Annotated in this window: 17 protein-coding genes; 12 read left to right on the top strand and 5 right to left on the bottom strand. The window is 71.8% G+C overall.

Annotated elements, in window-relative coordinates; all coding sequences use genetic code 11:
• Window positions 1–145: 145 nt before the first annotated feature.
• Window positions 146–1,507 carry a S53 family peptidase gene (locus ACQPY0_RS57280; RefSeq protein ID WP_432981821.1) on the top strand — a complete coding sequence of 454 codons (1,362 nt, stop codon included), beginning with the start codon at window positions 146–148 and terminating at the stop codon, window positions 1,505–1,507.
• Window positions 1,508–1,566: 59 nt separating this feature from the next.
• Here the strand turns inward: ACQPY0_RS57280 and ACQPY0_RS57275 are convergent, their stop codons facing one another.
• Together ACQPY0_RS57275 and ACQPY0_RS57270 are read right to left on the bottom strand one after the other, a co-directional pair.
• Window positions 1,567–1,992, bottom strand: a complete 426-nt coding sequence (locus ACQPY0_RS57275) for a helix-turn-helix domain-containing protein (protein ID WP_432981818.1) — start codon at window positions 1,990–1,992, stop codon at window positions 1,567–1,569.
• Window positions 1,989–2,417, bottom strand: coding sequence for a type II toxin-antitoxin system RelE/ParE family toxin (locus ACQPY0_RS57270; RefSeq protein ID WP_432981815.1), 429 nt, complete (start codon window positions 2,415–2,417; stop codon window positions 1,989–1,991). Before ACQPY0_RS57270 ends, ACQPY0_RS57275 begins: the two co-directional genes overlap by 4 nt.
• 92 nt (window positions 2,418–2,509) lie before the next feature.
• Here ACQPY0_RS57270 and ACQPY0_RS57265 point away from each other — a divergent pair, with 92 nt between their 5' ends.
• Window positions 2,510–3,118, top strand: coding sequence for a hypothetical protein (locus ACQPY0_RS57265; RefSeq protein WP_432981812.1), 609 nt, complete (start codon window positions 2,510–2,512; stop codon window positions 3,116–3,118).
• A gap of 55 nt (window positions 3,119–3,173) precedes the next feature.
• Here the strand turns inward: ACQPY0_RS57265 and ACQPY0_RS57260 are convergent, their stop codons facing one another.
• The gene (locus ACQPY0_RS57260) at window positions 3,174–4,646 is read right to left on the bottom strand and encodes an arabinofuranosidase catalytic domain-containing protein (RefSeq protein WP_432981810.1); all 1,473 of its coding nucleotides are present in this window, start codon (window positions 4,644–4,646) and stop codon (window positions 3,174–3,176) included.
• A gap of 189 nt (window positions 4,647–4,835) precedes the next feature.
• Between ACQPY0_RS57260 and ACQPY0_RS57255 the strand changes: the two genes are divergently transcribed.
• The 3 genes from ACQPY0_RS57255 to ACQPY0_RS57245 all read left to right on the top strand — a co-directional run bounded on the left by ACQPY0_RS57255 (window position 4,836) and on the right by ACQPY0_RS57245 (window position 7,603).
• Window positions 4,836–5,624 carry a hypothetical protein gene (locus tag ACQPY0_RS57255; RefSeq protein WP_432981807.1) on the top strand — a complete coding sequence of 263 codons (789 nt, stop codon included), beginning with the start codon at window positions 4,836–4,838 and terminating at the stop codon, window positions 5,622–5,624.
• 60 nt (window positions 5,625–5,684) lie between these two features.
• Window positions 5,685–6,200: a mycothiol transferase gene (locus ACQPY0_RS57250; protein ID WP_432981804.1), complete on the top strand. Its 516-nt coding sequence runs from the start codon at window positions 5,685–5,687 to the stop codon at window positions 6,198–6,200.
• Window positions 6,201–6,277: 77 nt separating this feature from the next.
• The gene (locus ACQPY0_RS57245) at window positions 6,278–7,603 is read left to right on the top strand and encodes an NAD(P)/FAD-dependent oxidoreductase (RefSeq protein ID WP_432981801.1); all 1,326 of its coding nucleotides are present in this window, start codon (window positions 6,278–6,280) and stop codon (window positions 7,601–7,603) included.
• A 24-nt stretch (window positions 7,604–7,627) separates the two neighbouring features.
• On the opposite strand, the gene ACQPY0_RS57240 is transcribed toward ACQPY0_RS57245, so the two are convergent.
• Window positions 7,628–8,854: an FAD-dependent monooxygenase gene (locus ACQPY0_RS57240; protein ID WP_432981798.1), complete on the bottom strand. Its 1,227-nt coding sequence runs from the start codon at window positions 8,852–8,854 to the stop codon at window positions 7,628–7,630.
• 81 nt (window positions 8,855–8,935) lie between these two features.
• Here ACQPY0_RS57240 and ACQPY0_RS57235 point away from each other — a divergent pair, with 81 nt between their 5' ends.
• Both ACQPY0_RS57235 and ACQPY0_RS57230 read left to right on the top strand, forming a co-directional pair.
• Window positions 8,936–9,475, top strand: coding sequence for a TetR/AcrR family transcriptional regulator (locus ACQPY0_RS57235; protein ID WP_432981795.1), 540 nt, complete (start codon window positions 8,936–8,938; stop codon window positions 9,473–9,475).
• Window positions 9,476–9,561: 86 nt separating this feature from the next.
• Window positions 9,562–10,023: a general stress protein gene (locus tag ACQPY0_RS57230; RefSeq protein ID WP_432981792.1), complete on the top strand. Its 462-nt coding sequence runs from the start codon at window positions 9,562–9,564 to the stop codon at window positions 10,021–10,023.
• Here ACQPY0_RS57230 and ACQPY0_RS57225 read toward each other — a convergent pair.
• Window positions 10,004–10,903: an expansin EXLX1 family cellulose-binding protein gene (locus ACQPY0_RS57225; protein WP_432981789.1), complete on the bottom strand. Its 900-nt coding sequence runs from the start codon at window positions 10,901–10,903 to the stop codon at window positions 10,004–10,006. The genes ACQPY0_RS57230 and ACQPY0_RS57225 overlap by 20 nt on opposite strands.
• Window positions 10,904–10,980: 77 nt before the next feature.
• Here ACQPY0_RS57225 and ACQPY0_RS57220 point away from each other — a divergent pair, with 77 nt between their 5' ends.
• The 5 genes from ACQPY0_RS57220 to ACQPY0_RS57200 all read left to right on the top strand — a co-directional run bounded on the left by ACQPY0_RS57220 (window position 10,981) and on the right by ACQPY0_RS57200 (window position 17,726).
• A complete protein-coding gene (locus ACQPY0_RS57220; protein ID WP_432981786.1) occupies window positions 10,981–11,469 on the top strand; it encodes a MarR family winged helix-turn-helix transcriptional regulator in 489 nt (162 codons plus the stop codon).
• An 11-nt stretch (window positions 11,470–11,480) separates the two neighbouring features.
• Entirely contained in the window at window positions 11,481–13,808 is a 2,328-nt protein-coding gene (locus tag ACQPY0_RS57215) for a hypothetical protein (RefSeq protein ID WP_432981783.1), read from the top strand.
• A gap of 492 nt (window positions 13,809–14,300) precedes the next feature.
• Window positions 14,301–15,635, top strand: a complete 1,335-nt coding sequence (locus tag ACQPY0_RS57210) for a hypothetical protein (protein ID WP_432981780.1) — start codon at window positions 14,301–14,303, stop codon at window positions 15,633–15,635.
• On the top strand, window positions 15,632–17,137 hold the full coding sequence (locus ACQPY0_RS57205) for a ferredoxin (protein ID WP_432981777.1): 1,506 nt from the start codon (window positions 15,632–15,634) through the stop codon (window positions 17,135–17,137). The genes ACQPY0_RS57210 and ACQPY0_RS57205 overlap by 4 nt, the downstream gene beginning before the upstream one ends.
• A 4-nt stretch (window positions 17,138–17,141) precedes the next feature.
• Window positions 17,142–17,726 carry a sigma-70 family RNA polymerase sigma factor gene (locus tag ACQPY0_RS57200; protein ID WP_432981774.1) on the top strand — a complete coding sequence of 195 codons (585 nt, stop codon included), beginning with the start codon at window positions 17,142–17,144 and terminating at the stop codon, window positions 17,724–17,726.
• Window positions 17,727–17,823: the final 97 nt, after the last annotated feature.

Raw genomic sequence — 17,823 nt, 5'->3', positions numbered from 1 at the left:
GTGGCCGGATTATTCCGGGCGAATGTCCGTTTCGGAAGGCCAAGAGCGTCTCGAAAGGGTGACGAAAAGGGTTCTGCCCGATGTCATGACGGGCATTCGCCGGTTCCGATGGGTGGGTCCATGTTGGCCTGCACGAGAGGTGCCGATGAAGCTCATCTCGATCGTGTCCCGGGCCGCCGTCGCGACGGTCGTGACCACCACAGTGGCCGGCCTCGCCGCGGTGGCCACGCCGGCGGCGGCCTCGGCCGCGGCGCCCGCGTTCAAGCTCCGCCCGGCGATCACCGGGCATGTCGAAAAGGTCTCCCGGACCGCGCCGCTGTCCACGTCCGACTGCCTCGCGCAGATCGGCATCCACTGCTACTCGCCGCTGCAGTACCGCACGGCGTACAACCTCAACCCGCTGTACGCCCACGGGATCACGGGCAAGGGCCGCACGATCGTGATCGTCGACTCGTTCGGCTCGCCCACGATCCAGCACGACCTCGAGGTCTTCGACGCGCAGTTCGGCCTGCCGAACACGACTGTCCAGGTCGTCAAGGCCGGCGACGTCCCGCCGTTCGACCCGAACAACGCCGACCACGTCGGCTGGGCCCAGGAGACGACGCTCGACGTCGAGTACGCCCACGCGATCGCCCCCGACGCGAAGATCGTGCTCGTGGAGACCCCGGTCGCCGAGACCGAGGGTGTCACCGGCCTGCCCGAGATGATGAACGCCGAGAAGGCTCTCATCGACAAGGGCGTCGGGGACGTGATCTCGCAGAGCTTCGGGGCGACCGAGAACACGTTCCCGGGCTTCGACAAGGGCGACTTCTCCTCGATCCAGAAGCTGCGGTACGCCTACACCGACGCCGCCCTGCACGGCGTGACGGTCCTGGCCGCCTCCGGCGACGCCGGCGCGACGGACTACCAGGAGAACGGGGAGGACCTGTACCCGTACCAGGTCAACTCCTGGCCCTCCGCGGACCCGCTGGTGACCTCGATCGGCGGCACGCAGCTCAACCTCGACAACTCCGGCAAGCGCGTCTCGGCCGACGTCGTGTGGAACGACGGCCACGGCGCGGGCGGTGGCGGCCTGTCGCACGTCTTCCCGCGCCCACTGTTCCAGGCCGGCGTCCGCTCGGTCGTCGGCAACCACCGCGGCACGCCCGACATCTCGATGAGCGCCGCCGTCGACGGTGGGGCGTGGGTGTACTACTCGTTCGTGGGCGCCGACTCGCCGTGGCACATCTTCGGCGGCACCAGCGAGGCGACCCCGATCTTCGCGGGCATCGTGGCGCTGGCCGACCAGCAGGCGGGCCGCCGCCTGGGCGACATCAACGCGGCGCTGTACCTGCTGGGCGCCGGCAGCACGCACACTCACCTGCCGACCGGCCTGGTCGACGTGACCTCGGGCGACAACAGCTTCGCGGGCGTGACAGGCTTCCCGGCGACGCCCGGCTACGACCTGAGCACGGGCTGGGGCACGATCGACGCCAACAAGTTCATCCCCGCACTCGCCCTGCTCTGAGTTCCCTCATGCTCGGTGCGGCCCCCGGTCCTTCCCCGGGGGCCGCACCGCCGTTTTTCTCAGGACGCCTTGCGCCGCGCCGCCTTCGCCGCCGGGACCGCCTTGCGGCCGGCGCTCGTCCGCCGGGCCGCCGCCGCGACCTTCCGGACCGCGCCCGCCGCGCCGCTCGGCGTCGCCCGGCCCGCGCTCAGGATCGGGAACCGGCGCCGTCCCTGCACGACCACGATCTCCAGGCTGCCGCCGGGCACGAGCGCGCCGACGTATCGCTCGAGCAGATCGACGGTGACGTTCGAGGACCGTTCGATCGCGGCCACGCGAGGCTGCGACACGCCGATCCGCGCCGCGACCTCGGCCTGGCTGAGCCCGGCCCGCTCCCGCAGCGCGGTAAGCCCGGCCGCGAGCCGCAGCTCCTCCTCCACTTCGGACACGCGTGCCGCCGCGCCCTCGGCGGCCAGAACCCGGGCCTCCCAGTCCTTCAGGCTCATCGCCTTCCCCTCCCGCTCGATCCCGGCGCACGCCCACCGGCTCGACCCGCCCGCAGCCGACGTTGTACGGCAAGTGCCGCCTGATGTTCACTGAACCGCTGATCCGCGATCGGAACGTTCGCCTCGTACCAACCCGACCAGCGGCCGCTCTTGTCCCCGCCCAGCAGTAGAATCGCCTGTCGCCGCAGGTCGAACGCGAACAGCACCCGGATCTCGGTGCGCCCCGTCGACCCGGGCCGCAGCTCCTTCATGTTGGCGTGCCGACTGCTTTCGACCACGTCCACCAGCGGCCGCCCCAGCGCCGGCCCCTGATCCCGCAGTATCCGGATCGCCGCCAGCAGCGCCTCGGCGTCCGCCTGCTCCAGCCCGTCGGCCCACTTCTCACACTCTGGATGAAACTCGACGACCCATTCCCGCGGCGTCACGTCATAACAATAGCGTTATCGGTACCGGCGCGGCAATCAGCGCCCGGGGCGGCGCGATCCCGGCCTTGATCGGGCCCCCTACCGTTGGCGGCGTGCACCGGCCGCGTACCGTCGCGACGAAGTCAGCCGTGATCCTGGGCCTCTACGTGCTGGCGGCGCTCGGCGCCGTGGCGCTGCAGTTCGTCCGGCTGCCGGCCAACGTGCCGATGGTCCTGGTGGTGCTGCTGCTCGTGGCCGCGTTCGTCGTGGGCCAGCAGCTGGTCTGGTCCAACGGCTGGGGCCAGATCGCTACCTTCCTGGCCGCAGGCGTGTTCGTGACCTGCACGGCCATGGCGACGCATTCGCTGACCCTGTCCTGGCACGGCGACGAGGTCGACGCGATCGTGACGGACGTCAACCACGGCCGGAACGGGAACCACTACACCCTGGAGGACTCGCGACACCGCTCGATTGCCGGGCAGGTGACGACCTTCGACGACGATTACCGGGTCGGCGACGTGGTGACCGTGGTGGTGGACCGCAGTGACTGGGTCAACCCGCAGACGCCGTACGACGTCTCGACCGGGCGGCCGGTGGCGATCGTCGCCCTGGTCGGCTTCGTCCTGACGGCGGCCATCACCATTCCGGGAGCTCGCACTCGCGGCTCGGGACGCCCGCCTCGCAAGGGACCGTTCGGCATCTGGATCTTCGAACGCTCCTGACCCGGATCGGGGGCGCCGGGCTCGCCGCTCGGCACCCCCGACCTGTCCGGTGGCGTTACGAGCTGAAGGACCAGAGCTGGCAGGTGTTGTTCAGCCACATCCACATCTGGACCTTGGTGCCGTTGGCCGTGCCGCAGTTCTGGTCGTCCAGGACCATGCCGCTGTTCTCGACCACGATCTCGTAGCGGCCGTTGCCCGCCGGGATCACGGCCCACTGCTGGCAGGTGTTGCCCAGGGACTGCCACAGGTTGGTGGCCGTGCCCAGGGCCAGGCCGCAGTTGACCGCGTCCAGGACCTTGTTGGCGTTGACGTTGGTGATCGTCCACTTGTTGGCGCCGACGCTGTTGAAGCGCCACTGCTGGCAGCTGTTGCTCAGGTTCTGCCAGATCTGGATACCGGTGCCGTTGGCGGTGCCGCAGTTGACGGCGTCCAGGACCTTGCCGCTGGCCAGGTTGGTCAGGCGGTACGTCGCGCCGTTCACCGGGAACGCCACGCTCTTGCTGTAGCCGACCGAGACGATGTTGGCCTGCACCGAGTTCTCGGTGGCGTCACTGGGGTAGCCGCTGGTCATGACGCCCTCGAAGAAGGAGCCGACCGAGCCGTTGCTGTTGTCGCCGCCGATGCCGAGGATGATCGCGCCCTGCTTGGTCATCGGCATGTAGCCGGACTGGGTCGGCAGGGAGCCGTTGTAGCGGGTCGCCAGGCTGCCCGACTGGGCATTGCCGTCCTTGATGGCGTACGTCGTGGTGCCGTTGTTCTTGAGCATCGCGGTCACGAACGCGCTGCTGCGGCCGGTGTTCGCCGTCCACGAGCCGTTGCCGCCGGCGAAGAGGCCGTTCTCCAGGTCGGCGGCCACGCGCGGGCCGGCCGCGCACGGGGAGAACCAGCACAGGGAGCCGAAGTAGATGGCGTCCATGTCGCCGTTGCCGGTGTCCATGTTGTTGGTCTCGGCGTTGCCGTAGTCGAAGCAGCACCGGTCGTTGTAGTGGGTGCCCTCGGTGACCATGTACATGCCCTCGGGCTGACTGCCGGTGGCGACGCCGTTGGTGCTGTTGTTGCGGTAGCCGTTGCCCGCGGACATGTAGATGCCGTACACCTTGTGCCCGCCCGCCGTCACCGGCAGCGCGGCCGCGTTGGCACCCTGGTCGGCCGTCGGGTTGGCGCCGCCGCCGGGTGCGATCGTCAGGTCGTTGTGGCGGGACGTCTGGTCGTAGATGCGCACGATCGTGCAGTACGTGCCCGAGCAGAACGAGTCCTGCGCCGCCGCGTTCGCGTAGCCGCCGGCGCTCAGCACGCCGATGTTGGACGTCGCGCCGTCGGACCAGCGGCGCACCTGGTACAGCGAGCCGTTGTACGAGCCGAACAGCGCCCGGGTGGTGCTGTGCGCGGCGACGCACGGGGTGCCGCCGCTCGCGTAGATGTCGCACGGCAGCGTGCCGGCCGCCTCCGCGGTGCCGGGCACGGCGACCAGCGCCGCGAGGCCGAGCACCGCGGAGGCGGCCCCGGCGAGGAGTCTGGACAGGCGCATGGCGGTGAGCCCCTCTCATCGGTTTGTTAACGCTCACAACACGAGCCGGAACCGTGGCGGAGCGAGTTCCAGCCCGAGGGTGCTGCCGAGTGTTATCGCTCACATAGATGATGTCAAGTGTAAGTACATGATGAGGTATTTTCGCAAATCGGCGGAAAACAGGCGCCCTCCTGGCATAGCGTACGGACCGTGCGAAGCGGAAAATGCCTGATCCTGGTGGTCGCGGCGACCGCCCTCATGACGTCGTGCGCCGACAAGACCGAAAAGTCGGCTACCACCGTCAGCGCGCCGAGCAGCCCGGCGGTGGTGGACGCGGGGCCACAGCTGGCCGCCGCCGCAGCCAAGAGCAGCGCGACGACATACCACTTCCGGGCCGAGGACCCCGGCGCCGGCGGAACCATCGAGGGCGCCGCCGATCCCAAGGCCGCCGCCTCGACGGCCACGATGAGCGTCGCCCTCGACGAGAGCAACAAGCTCACGTTCGAGAGCATCACCACCGGCGGCGCGTTCTTCCTGAAAATTACGGGCCTGCCGGCCACCGGCGGGGTGGACCTGTCGAAGTACTGGCTCAAGGCCGACCCGGCGAAGCTCACGGGCGCCGTCGGCCTGCTGGACGCCAAGGACCCGATCGACGTGCAGGGCATCGTCGCCGGCGTCACGAACGTCAAGCACGCCGACGGCACGCTCTACACGGGCACGATCGACCTGACCAAGTCCTCGACCGGCATCTTCTACGACGAGGAGCTGGCCAAGCAGCTCGGCGACAAGGCCAAGGCGGTGCCGTTCGGCGCGTCCGTCGACGCCGAGGGCTACCTGAACTCGATCAGGGTCAGCGCGCCGGCGTACGGTACCGAACCCGCCACCGACACCACGGTGACGCTCACCGACTTCGGCCGCCCGGTCACCGCCACCGCCCCGACCGGCACCCAGGTGATCGCCATGCCCGAGCAGATGTACACGGTGCTCAACGAGAAGTGACCCGGCGCGACGGTTGGGTAAGGATACCCGGGAGACGGTCGCGAGAAGGGATGCAAGGCGATGCGCGTGAACGAGTTGCTGGTCGAGGGGTACGGGCGGCTGCCCGACCTGGTGCGCGGGGCCGTCGAGGGGCTGAGCGCGGACCAGCTGCACTGGGCGCCGGGTCCGGGGGCGAACTCGATCGGCTGGCTGGTCTGGCACCTCACCCGGGTGCAGGACGACCACATCACCGAGCTGCTCGACGGGGCCCAGCAGCTGTGGGTCACCGGCGACTTCGCCAAGGGGTTCGGGCTCGAGGCGCGAGCGCACGACACCGGCTACGGGCACACCCCGCAGCGGGTCGCGGGCGTGCGGCCGGAGTCGGCGAAGGCGCTGCTTTCGTACTTCGAAGCCGTCCACGAACGAACCCACGCGTTCGTGGCCCAGCTCAAGGAGGAGGACCTGGACCGGATCGTCGACGAGCGCTGGGACCCGCCGGTGTCGCTCGGCGTGCGGCTGGTCAGCGTGCTCGACGACGACGTGCAGCACGCGGGGCAGGCGGCCTACGTCCGCGGGCTCCTCCCGAACCACGGGTAGCGCAGGACACACCGCCGCCTGGCCCCGGCAGTGGTGTACTTGAATCGCACGATCCACTGCCCCATCGGGAGATGCACATGGAAGAGCGTGCACAGCAGCGGCACCGGGTGGTCGTCGTCGGCGCCGGGTTCGGGGGACTGTTCGCGACCAAGGCGCTCAAGAACGTGCCGGTCGACATCACCCTCATCAACGGGACCGCCTACCACCTGTTCCAGCCGCTGCTCTACCAGGTGGCGACCGGCATCCTGTCGGAGGGGGAGATCGCGCCGCCGATCCGTGAGGTCCTCAAACGGCAGAAGAACGTCAAGACGCTGCTCGGGACCGTCACGCGCATCGACCCCGCCGCCAAACGGGTCGACGCGGTCGCCCCCGGGGTCGCCTACAGCGTGGAGTACGACTCGCTGATCGTGGCCGCCGGCGCCTCGCAGTCCTACTTCGGCAAGAACGAGTTCGCCGAGTTCGCGCCGGGCATGAAGAGCATCGACGACGCGCTGGAGCTGCGCGGGCGGATCTTCGGCGCGTTCGAGCTCGCCGAGATCGAGACCGACCCGGCCGTCGTCGAGCGGCTGCTGACCTTCGTGGTCGTCGGGGCCGGGCCGACCGGCGTCGAGATGGCCGGGCAGATCGCCGAGCTCGCGCACCGGCACCTGCCGGGGCAGTACCACAACATCGACCCGCGCCAGGCGCGCATCATCCTCGTCGACGCGCTGCCGACGGTGCTGTCGACGTTCGGTGACCACCTGTCCACCCAGGCGCTGCGGCAGCTGCACAAGCTCGGCGTCGAGGTGGAGCTGAGCACGAAGGTGGTCGACGTCGACGCCAACGGCATCGACGTCGAGACCGTCAACGGGCGGCGGCGCATCGAGTCGGCGACGAAGATCTGGGCGGCCGGCGTGGCCGCGCCCGCACTGTCGGTGCAGCTGGCCCAGGCGACCGGGGCGGAGACCGACCGCGCCGGGCGGCTCAAGGTCAACCCCGACACCACCGTCCCCGGGCATCCGGAGATCTACGCCGTCGGCGACATGATGGCGCTGGAGCAGCTGCCGGGCGTCGCTCAGGTCGCGATCCAGAGCGGCCGGCACGCGGCCGGGCAGATCCGCAAGCGGCTCGCCGGGGAGCCGGCCGGGCAGCCGTTCAAGTACTTCGACAAGGGCAGCCTCGCCACGATCTCGCGCTTCTCGGCCGTGGCGAGCGTCGGGAAGTTCCACTTCGCCGGGCTGCTCGGCTGGCTGCTCTGGCTCGTCGTGCACCTGCTCTACCTGGTCGGCTTCAAGAACCGGGTCACCGCGGTGCTGCACTGGTTCGTGAGCTTCATCGGCCGCGGGCGCTCCGAGCGGGTCGCCACGTTCCAGCAGGTGTTCGCGCGGCGCGCGCTGCAGGAGTACCAGGACAAGCTTCCGTAGGCCGGGCGCGTGGCAGCGCCCTGCTCAGGCACCGGGAACTCGCTGCTGGAGGCGGGCGGTGCCGGGGAAGGGGCGCAGGTCGACGCCGTCGAGCATCGCGGCCGGGCCGCCGCCGAAGGACGTCAGCCTGCGCCGCAGCGGGAGAGGCAGGTGGGGGAGCACCCGCAGGGCCTGGGCCATCGTCCACACCTGGGCGGGGCCGCGCGGGATCAGCGTCGCGAGCACCGCTGGGCCGATGCGACGGCTCGCCGCGATCGGGGTGGCCATCGCCGCCTCGTACGCGGGGAAGGCCACGGTGTGCTCGCCGCCCGCGGCCGCGAGCTCGGCGGCCAGGACGTAGGCACCGACCAGGGCCAGGCTGCTGCCGCCGCCGACCGCCGGGCCCGGCCCGTAGCCCGCGTCGCCGGCCAGGGTGACCCGGCCGCGGGAGTAGGACCCGAGGCGGATCTGGCTGATCGAGTCGAAGTAGAAGTCGCCGGCCGCGTCCAGGTGTGTCAGCAGGGTCGGAACCTCCCAGCCCAGGCCGCCCGCCAGGGTGCGCAGCAGGGCACGCTGGGCCGCGGCGTCGCGGTGGTCGTAGTCGAGCTCGGGGTTGCGGATCAGGAACACCGCCCGCGCCTGGCCCGGGCGCTTGGTGGGGTAGAGCGCCACGGCCCGGTCCACGGTGTTGTACGACAGGACCCGCCCGTCGAGGCCGAGGAAGTCGGGCAGGGAGTAGACCGCGAGGTATGCCCCCAGGAAGTGGCGGTAGCCCCGCTCGTCGCCGAAGATCAGCCGGCGCACGCCCGAGTGCAGGCCGTCGGCGCCGACGACGAGGTCGAAGTGCTCACGGGCGCCGTCGGAGAACGTCACCGCGGTGTCCTCGATCGCCGTGATCGTCTTTGCGAAGCGGTACTCCACATCCTCCGCCGTCGCCGCGTGCAGGACCCGCGCCAGGTCGCCGCGCAGGATCTCGACGTGCCGGTCCGAGACGCCGGCCAGCAGCTCGGCCCCGTGGATGCTCACGTCCCCCCGCCCCGGCCGGACCAGGGTCATCACGTCCGTCGTCGTGCGGTGGCGGCGCACCTGCGCGCCGAGCCCCATCCGCTCGACCACCTCGACCGCCGGCCCGAGCAGGTCGACGGCCTGCCCGCCGTCGCCGGTGCGCAGCGATGCCGTCCGCTCCACGACGGTCACCTCGAACCCGGCTCTGTGCAGCCAGTACGCCAGCGTCGGGCCGGCGATGCTCGCCCCCGAGATGAGCACTCGCATGGTGAACCTCCCCCTCGCAGGTTTACTTACCTACCGGACGGTAAATCCTTACCGCCCGGTAAGTCAACTACACTCGGAGGGGTGCCGAGACCGAGGACGAGCGAGACCGCCGAACGCATCCGCGCCGCCGCGCTGGAGCTGATCGCCCAGAAGGGCGTGCAGCAGGCCAGCTTGCGCGAGATCGCCGAGCGGGTGGGGATCACGAAGCCGGCGCTGTACTACCACTTCGCCTCGCGCGAGGAGCTGCTGCGCGGGCTCGTCCAGCCCCTGGTCGACGACGTCGAGGAGCTCCTGGTGGGGCTGGAGGCCGGCGGCGAGCGCGACCCCCGCAAGCTGCTCGGGGCCTACTTCGACGTGACGTACCGCCACCGCGCCATCACGGCGATGGTCATGCAGGACCCGAGTGTCCTGGCCCACCTCAACCTGGCCGTCGAGGTCGACGGCTGGCGGCGCCGCCTGACGAGCCTGCTCTACGGGCCGAACCCGACCCTGGCCGAGCAGACCCGGGCCGCCGTGGCCGTCGGCGGCATGGGCGACTGCACGATCATGTTCACCGACGCCCCGCAGGACGAGCTGCGCGCCGCCACCCTGGACGCGTCCTGCGCCGCCCTGGGGGCTTAGCGGCTCTTCACCTCCTGAAGGCGACGCGATTTTTTCACCGGCCGGGCCACGCTCAAAGGGCCAGGACGCCGGAAGGAGTACGCGTCATGCCCATCGATCTGCACTCTGGCCCACCCGCCGAGGCCGTGGCCACCTATCCCCAGTACGAGGGGGCCCAGCGAGCCGTGGACCGGCTTTCCGACGCCGAGTTCCCGGTCTCCCATGTGACCATCGTCGGCGAGAACGTAAGGCTGGTCGAGCGCATCCTCGGCCGCCTCACCACCCCTCGCGCGGCTCTGGCCGGGGCCGGCTCCGGCGCCTGGTTCGGTCTGCTCATCGGCGTGCTGCTCGGCATCTTCGCCGTCAGCGCATGGTGGAAGGTCGTCGTGTTCGGCCTCGTCGCCGGCGTGGTGTGGGGCGCCGTCTTCGGCGCGATCGCGCACGCCATGACCGGCGGGCGGCGGGACTTCACGTCCACCAGCACGCTGCAGGCCGACGACTACCTGATCCTGGTCGACGCCGAGTACGCCGACGAGGCCCGCCGCCTGCTCAGCACCGCCGCGCCGTAGGCGCGCCCGGACTCTGCGGCGGCGACGCCGTCGGCTCCTCCACCGGCGGCTCGCTGACCACGGCCAGGGCGGCCGTGGTCGCCTCCGCCGGGCGGCTCGCGGCGGGCGCGGACGTGCGGGCCGGGCCGGAGGTCCGCGCCGCGGTCGTCCCGCCCGCGGTGGCCCCGGGCTTCTGGAGCGTCCCGACGCTGAGCGTGACGCCGCTGAGCGTGCTCCGGCGCCCGGCGGTGTCGGTGACCCGCACGGTGAACGGCCCGTTGCCGGCCCCGCTCTCGGCGATCCAGTAGTTGTAGTCGGTCCGGGCCAGCGCCCGCCACGAGCCGCCGGACTGGACCTCGGCGCTCGCGAGCGGGTTGCCGGTGTTGTCGAAGCGCAGCGCCAGCCAGTATCGCGACGAGCCCTCCTTCACCCGGACCGTCATCGGCCCGGGCACCGGCGGGTTGGTGACCTGGCTGTAGGAGACCTTGATGATCCCGTCGTCGATCGCGCCGATCCGGGCGAACGCCTGGCGGCTGAGGTCGATGTGCCCGGCGGCGCACTCGGGGCAGCGGTCGGTGATCTTCACGCGGACGGTCCCCTTCGGCCCCTTGACGTCGAGGTATCCGCCGCACGCCGCCCCGGCCTGGTACTCGGCGTTACCCAGCGCCACCACCAGCGGATCGGCCACCTTGTCGAACGAGCAGTTCCCGCCGCCGTCGGCCGCGTAGTAGGTCGCCTGCCCCGATGTGGCGCCGACCACGGCCGCGCAGGCCGCCCCGGACGCCTGCGCCACCAGGGCCACGCTCGCGGCCCCGGCCACGAGCACACCGGCCCCGGCGATCACCCAGGTCCGCCTCGCCCGCCACCACGGCGACCCGGTCGCCGTCTCGGTATGCGCCACGGTCGGCATCGTATCGGCGTCGCCGCCCGGTCCGGGCGCACCAAAGCAAACCTTAAAACGGCCTATAGTCGTGCTCGGTGACCAAAGATCCCGATCTCGGCATGCTCAGCGCGCAGGTGCTCTTCGCCCTGCAGCGCGAGCTGTTCCGCCGCCTGGCCGAGCAGGGCCACCCGGACCTGCGCCCCCGCCACGGCGCGGTGCTGGCCTACCTCGACCCGCAGGGCAGCCGCGCCACCGAGCTGGCCTACGCGTCGGGCCAGCACAAGCAGGTGATCGGCACGCTCATCGACGAGCTGGAGGCGCTGGGATACGTCCAGCGCCGCCCGGACCCGCAGGACCGCCGGGCCAAGCTCGTCGTGCCGACCGAGCGGGGCCTGGACCAGCTGCGCCGCTCGGAGGCGATCCTCGCCGAGATCGAGGGCGGGCACGCCGCCGACGTCGGCGCGGAGGCGTACGCGGCGTTCAAGGCCGTCCTGCGCCGGGTCGCCGCCCGCCAGCGCGGGTTTGAGATCCGCACGGGTGAATCTCCCCCGGTTCGCGGGGCGGCGGTGCGCCGGGGCCGGTAGGAAAGCGGGTCATGGCCCTGACACGCCTGGCGGAACGGGACGGATCGGACACGCGAGCTGAGCGGGCCCCGCGCTCCGGGCGGGGGGTGTGGCGGTCGGGGTGGTGGCCGGCCGGGGTGGTGTTCGCGGCGGCCGCGGCGGTGCTGCACGCGTACGGCGTCGCGCTGCCCACCTTCCTGACGTTCGCCGGATACGTGGGGCTCGCGGTCACCCTGCCCGGGATGCTGCTGTGGCGGCTGATCCACCGCGGCTCCCGCGGGCTCGGCGAGGACCTCGCCGTCGGCACCGCGGTCGGCTACGGCGTCGAGGTGCTCGCCTACGTGCCCGCCCGCGCGCTCGGGGCCCCGCTGGCCGTGCTCGCGGTGCCGGGCGCGATCCTGGCGGCGTTCGCGGGGGTGCGGGGGCTGCGGCGGTACTGGCGCGCGAGCCGCGGCGACCGCGCCCCGGTCTGGCACTCGTGGACGCTCGCCGCGGTCGCGCTGGTGCTGCTGTTCTGGAGCACGCTCTACTACCGCCACCACGGCTTCGGCTGGCCCAGCTACGGCAAGCCCGACATCGACGTGCCGTTCCACCTGGCGCTGGTCGGCGAGCTCAAGCACCACATGGGCCTGGTCACGCCGTGGGTGACCAGCGAGCCGATCTATTACCACTGGTTCGCCTACGCCGACATGGCCGCCGCCGGCTGGGCCACCGGCATCGAGCCCTACGTGCTGGTCACCCGGCTGTCCATGCTCCCGGTGATCTTCGCGCTGGTGGTGGCGGTCGCGGCGGTCGGGCGGCGGGTCGGCGGGTCGTGGGCGGCCGGGGCGGTGACCGCGCTGACCGCGTTCCTCGCGCTCGCCCCGGACCCGTACGGCTGGGTGCAGGACCTCTTCTACCGCGACTACGGCTTCAACGCGACCGACGACGGCTCCAACATCCGCCTCACCCTGTGGACGAGCCCGACCCAGACGTTCGGGGCGCTGCTGTTCGTGCCGCTGATGCTGGTCCTGCTCGACCTGCTGCGCGAGCACGCCGCCGACCGCCGGCGCCGGATCGCCTTCCTGCTGCTGCCGGCCGCGGTGACGGGCGCCAAGGCCAGCTTCCTGCCCACGCTGTTCGCCGGCCTGCTGCTGGTCCTCGCCGTGCACGCCGTGCTGCACCGCCGCCTGCACCGCGTCGCGGCGGCCGCGCTGGCGGTAGTGGCCGGCTGGCTGGTCTTCGCGCAGCTCGTGCTGTTCGGCGGGGAGAGCCAGGGCCTGGGGCTGGGCGCGCTGGACGCGATGCGCCGCAACCCGGCGGGGGTGAGCACGCACTACACCGAGGATCCGCGGCTGTACCGCCTGATCGTCCTCCTCGCCCTGACGCTGCTCGGCTGGGCGGCGATCTGGGGCGGCGCCCTCGGCCTGCGCCGCCGCCTGCTTGCCCCCGACGCCGTGCTCCTGCTGGGCCTGGGCCTGGCGGGCTTCGCGATCCTGGTCCTGTTCGGCCACTCGGGCGGGCAGGCCGAGGGCTTCTTCCTGCAGGGCGCCCGCCCGTACCTGGCCGCGCTGGCCACCTGGGGCCTGGTGTCCGCTCTCTCGGATCGATCGCGACGTTTCGCGATCATCCTGGCGTTCGCCGGCGGCGCGGTCCTCGTCTGCCTGATCCGTCTCGCCGACGGCGGCGAGGTCCCCGTCATCGGCCCGCAGCGCCGCGCCGCCGCCGTCACCCTCGACCTGGTCTGGCCGTGGGCGGTGCTCGGCCTGGCCACGCTCGCCGGGCTGCTGCTCGCCCGGCGGGCGCGCACCCCGCTCGCCTACGGCCTGGTCGTGGTGTTCCTGCTCGGCGCGACCGCGCCCACCGCCGTGCGCCAGATCGCCTACGCCGTGCAGGACGGCGCCGACAACGGCTGGCACGACCGCGCCGACCTGTGGCCGGTGGTCACCGAGGGCACCCTCGAGGCCGGCCGCTGGCTGCGGGACCATTCGGACCCAAACGACCTCGTGGCCACCAACATGCACTGCGCCTACGAGGGCCGTCGCGGCCGCTCCGCCTGCGACCGCCGGCACTTCGGCATCGCCGCCTACAGCGAGCGCCGGGTCCTGGTCGAGTCCTGGGCCTACACCGCCGAGGCGCACGACCAGGAGGCGCTGCAGGGCGTGCCGCAGGAGCACACCGCCTACTGGCACCCGCAGATCCTGGCCGACAACGACGCCGCCTTCGCCGACCCGTCGCCGGCCACCATCGGCGTGCTGCGCGAGCGCTACCACGTCCGGTGGCTCTTCACCGAGGACGACATCATGCCCCCGTCGCCGGACCTGCCCCGCTACGCGACCCTCGTCTTCCGGGCCGGACGCTGTGCCGTCTACCGGATCTGACCAGGCCGAACGTCGTCGTACACATGTGCTATCCACAGCCTGTGGATAGCACATGTGTACGAGGCTGGTGGGGTGCCGGGTCGCGCGGGTTGTGCGGGTCCGAACGATGTGATCAATGGTGCCTTGGAGATCGAACGAAGGCTCCCCGAAAGAATCCCTAACGGCCACTTAATGGAGTTTTCAAAAAATCGTGCGGTCACGTTTCGGAGTTGAGTGATTACGGTCTTTCTGAATGCGTCCGCGGTGTGCGGCAGGGTGCTGACAAATCGGGCAAATGCCCGGTCCGGATCGGTGTTGAGCGCTCGGCCGCCCGGCGAGTCGATCAATAAAGAGATTTAAGCGAACTTGAAGAACGGTGTCTGGATCATGTTCGGGAGCCGTAAAAGTGCTCGATGAAACTTAAATTGACCCGTTGGTAACCGCCTGCCTAGGTTGGTTTCGCCGGCCGGTGGGAAGCCGCTGGCAATCGCCGAACAGGATAGAGGAACTGCAATGGCTCAGCCGCACCCGCCGGGCTCCGGCGGGGTTCCCTCACCACGCGGTCGATCCACACGGGGCGGTCCGCCGTCCGCGGTCAACGTCGGGCTGGCCGCCCTCGCCGGGCTCCTGCTCCTCGGGGTGCTGACCGGCGGCGGGCGCGAAACTCTGACCCAGCTCTTCGGGTTCCTGGTCTTCTACTGCGGCGTCTTCACCCTCGTGTCGCTGACCCTGACGGTGATCGTGGGCCTGGTCGCCACCGACCGGATCATCCTCGTCGCCCGGCACCGCGTGTGGGTGCAGTCCGTGCACCGCACGCTCGGCATCGTCGCGATCGCCTGCCTGTTCCTGCACATCGGCACCGAGCTGGTCGCCGGGCGGGTCGGCGTCTTCGGCGCGCTGGTGCCCTTCACCACCGCGCCGTTCGCGATCGGGGTCGGCACCCTCGCGGCGTACCTGATGATCCTGGTCATGTGGACCGGCATGGTCCGCGCCCGCTTCGCGCAGACCGGCAAGCCCTGGATGTGGCGGCCGCTGCACGCGACGGCCTACCTGTGCTGGCCGGTGGCCCTGTGGCACGGCCTCAACGCGGGCCGCCCGCCGGCCGTGTGGGTCAGCGCCAGCTACCTGGTGCTGCTGTTCCTGACCACCGTGGCGCTCGGCCTGCGCCTGTCGGCCGAGCGCAACCGCCGTCGGCAGCGCCTCGCCGCCGACCGCACCACGACCGAGATCGCGCCGGTGGGGCGGCCGGAGCCGGCCGGGTACGACCGCCGCGCCAACCGCTCGTCGCGCTCGGGGAACCGGTTCCGCTGGGACGCGCCCTCCGCCGATCAGCTGTGGAACCAGGACGCCCCGGCCGACCTGCGCGCCGACTACCGCCGCGAGCCGGTCGCGCCCGCGCCGGTGACGGCCGTGCCGGTGACCGCGGTTCCGTCCTATGAGGACAGTTTCATCGAGCCCTTCGCCGAGCCCGCGGCACCGCCGGACCCGTACGCCACCGACTACTACGAGCCCGCGCAGTCGTTCCGTGGCGTCGCGACCCCCGTCTACGACGACTACGACCCCTACGCGAGCGACCCCGAGCCCCTTGAGGAGCCGGCGGCGCCGATGACATTGCGGGATCGGTTCGCCGCCCGTCGCTCGGCCGCCGCGGCGGCCGCCGAGGCCGACCGGTACGCCGACGACGACACCCCGACGCTGGTCAACCTCGACACCCGCCGCGAGCTGCGCCGCCAGGAGCGCGACCGGCTCGAGCAGGCGCGCCGGAGCGAGGGGAGCGGCCGGCGGCACCGGGCGGATGACGACGACGATCTCGAGTACTGGGGCCGGCTGCGGGGCGAGGCGCGATGAGCCCACGCGGCCGCGGCGCCACCGTCGCCGAGATCCAGGTGCCGACCGTGCTGTCGATCGGCCCGGCTCGGCTGACCGCCGGCCTCGATCGCGCGGAGCGGCTGGACCTGCGCGACCACCAGCAGGTCCACGGCCCGATCGGCCCGCTGTCCCAACGCGCGCTGATCGAGCTGGCCGAGGACATCAAGCTGACCGGCCGCGGCGGCGCGGGATTCCCGTTCCACAAGAAGGTCAAGGCGGTCGCCGACGCCGTCGAGCGGCGCATGCTCGCGCCGTTCGTGGTCGTCAACGCCACCGAGGGCGAGCCCGCGGCGTGGAAGGACAAGGTCCTGCTGTCCCGGGCGCCGCACCTGATCCTCGACGGCGCCGCGCTCGTCGCGTGGGCGCTGCGGGCCGTGGAGATCGTGCTGTGCGTCGCCGACGACGGCGTCGGGGAGCGCTCGCTGCTCGCCGCGGTCGCCGAGCGCGACCTGCCGGTGCCCGCACGCGTGGTGCGGGTGCCGCACCGGTTCATCTCCGGCGAGGGCGGCGCGCTCGTGCAGGGCATCAACGGCTTCCCGCACATCCCGCCGGGCATCAAGCGCCGGGCGAGCGACGGCGGCGTGGCCGACCAGCCGACGCTGCTGTCCAACGCCGAGACGTACGCGCAGCTGGCCATCGCCGCCCGGATCGGGCCGCGGCGCTACCGCGAGGTCGGCGACGCCGCGGGCAAGGAGCCGGGGACGGTCCTGCTCAGCGTCACCGGCAGCGCCCGGCACCCCGCCGTGGTCGAGTGCCCGACCGGCACCCCGCTGGCCGACGTCCTCGACCTGTGCGCCGTGCCGGCCGGGCCGGCCGTGCTCACCGGCGGCTTCCACGGCCGCTGGCTGGACATGTCGGCAGCGTCGCGGGCCGAAGTCTCCCGGCGCGGGATGACCGCGGCCGGCGGGGCGCTCGGCGCCGGGATCATCCTGCCGATCGGGCCTGATACGTGCCCGGTCGGCGAGGTCGCCCGGGTGGTGCGCTACCTCGCGGCGGAGTCGGCGGGCCAGTGCGGCCCGTGCCGGCTGGGGCTGCCGGACCTGGCCCGGGCCGTGGACGGCCTGGCCTCGGGCTCCGGCGACCCCGCCGTCGTGCGCGCGGCCGCGGCCGGGGTCAAGGGCCGCGGTGCGTGCAGCCATCCCGACGGTACCGCCGGATTCGCCACCTCCGCCCTGGAGGTCTTCGCCGACGACCTGGCCCGCCACGCCCGCGCCGGCGACTGCGGGCGCCCGGTCGCCGGGGTGCTGCCGGTGCCTACCGCCCGCGACGATGGCGGCACGCGCCGGCTGCACGTCGACTGGTCCCGCTGCGACGGGCACGGACTGTGCGCCGACGTGGCCCCGGATCTCATCCGGCTGGACGGCAACGGCTATCCGGCCTTCCTCGACGCACCGGTGCCGGTGCGGCTCGAACCCGTCGCCGTGCAGGCGGTGGCGATGTGCCCGGCACTCGCGCTGCGCATGGCTGCCCCGAAACGGTGAGGCGATGATCGAGACGTACGGCCGCCGCACCGGGCGGCACACAGAAGCCCGGGACCCCGACGACGAGCTGCTGGTCGCCCTCTACCGCGAGCACGCCGACGCGCTGCTGCGCTTCGTCGCGCGGCTCACCGGCGGCGACCGCGGGCGGGCCGAGGACATCGTGCAGGAGACCCTGCTGCGGGCCTGGCGCAACGCGGACCGCTTCGACCACAACGCGGTCGGCTCGCTGCGCCCGTGGCTGTTCACGGTGGCCCGGCGCATCGCGATCGACGAGCATCGCAGCGCGAGCGCCCGGGCCGGCGAGACCTACGGCCAGGACCTCGACGAGCTGTGGCTGGCCGATCTCGCGCAGTCCGACGAGACCGAGCGCGTGCTGGCCGGCATGGTGGTGATGGACGCGCTGCGCAGCCTCAGCCGCGCGCACCGCGAGATCCTCGTCGAGACGTACCTGCGCGACCGCACGGTGAACGAGGCCGCCGAATTGCTGGGGCTGCCGCTGGGGACGGCGAAGTCGCGGGTGTACTACGCCCTGCGCTCGCTGCGCGCCGCGCTCGACGCAAAACGTGATACGCAGCGCAGCCCGCGATAGTTCGACGATTTCCGCAGCAGTACCTGTGAATTTGTCCACTGTGGATCATTCAGTCCCGGTGCCCTCGGTGCCCGTACCACTTGGCAGAACACGAGAT

It is taken from the genome of Dactylosporangium sp. CA-233914, from assembly GCF_050942935.1.
Lineage (GTDB): Bacteria > Actinomycetota > Actinomycetes > Mycobacteriales > Micromonosporaceae > Dactylosporangium.
This window is presented reverse-complemented; position numbering and strand designations above follow the sequence as displayed.

Bases quoted from the DNA above. Each gene is read 5' to 3' on its own strand.
- ACQPY0_RS57200 (WP_432981774.1), top strand. From the start codon at position 17,142: ATGATCGAGACGTACGGCCGCCGCACCGGGCGGCACACAGAAGCCCGG.
- ACQPY0_RS57240 (WP_432981798.1), bottom strand. From the start codon at position 8,854: ATGCGAGTGCTCATCTCGGGGGCGAGCATCGCCGGCCCGACGCTGGCG.
- ACQPY0_RS57245 (WP_432981801.1), top strand. From the start codon at position 6,278: ATGGAAGAGCGTGCACAGCAGCGGCACCGGGTGGTCGTCGTCGGCGCC.
- ACQPY0_RS57250 (WP_432981804.1), top strand. From the start codon at position 5,685: ATGCGCGTGAACGAGTTGCTGGTCGAGGGGTACGGGCGGCTGCCCGAC.
- ACQPY0_RS57230 (WP_432981792.1), top strand. From the start codon at position 9,562: ATGCCCATCGATCTGCACTCTGGCCCACCCGCCGAGGCCGTGGCCACC.
- ACQPY0_RS57205 (WP_432981777.1), top strand. From the start codon at position 15,632: ATGAGCCCACGCGGCCGCGGCGCCACCGTCGCCGAGATCCAGGTGCCG.
- ACQPY0_RS57210 (WP_432981780.1), top strand. From the start codon at position 14,301: ATGGCTCAGCCGCACCCGCCGGGCTCCGGCGGGGTTCCCTCACCACGC.
- ACQPY0_RS57215 (WP_432981783.1), top strand. From the start codon at position 11,481: ATGGCCCTGACACGCCTGGCGGAACGGGACGGATCGGACACGCGAGCT.
- ACQPY0_RS57280 (WP_432981821.1), top strand. From the start codon at position 146: ATGAAGCTCATCTCGATCGTGTCCCGGGCCGCCGTCGCGACGGTCGTG.
- ACQPY0_RS57275 (WP_432981818.1), bottom strand. From the start codon at position 1,992: ATGAGCCTGAAGGACTGGGAGGCCCGGGTTCTGGCCGCCGAGGGCGCG.
- ACQPY0_RS57260 (WP_432981810.1), bottom strand. From the start codon at position 4,646: ATGCGCCTGTCCAGACTCCTCGCCGGGGCCGCCTCCGCGGTGCTCGGC.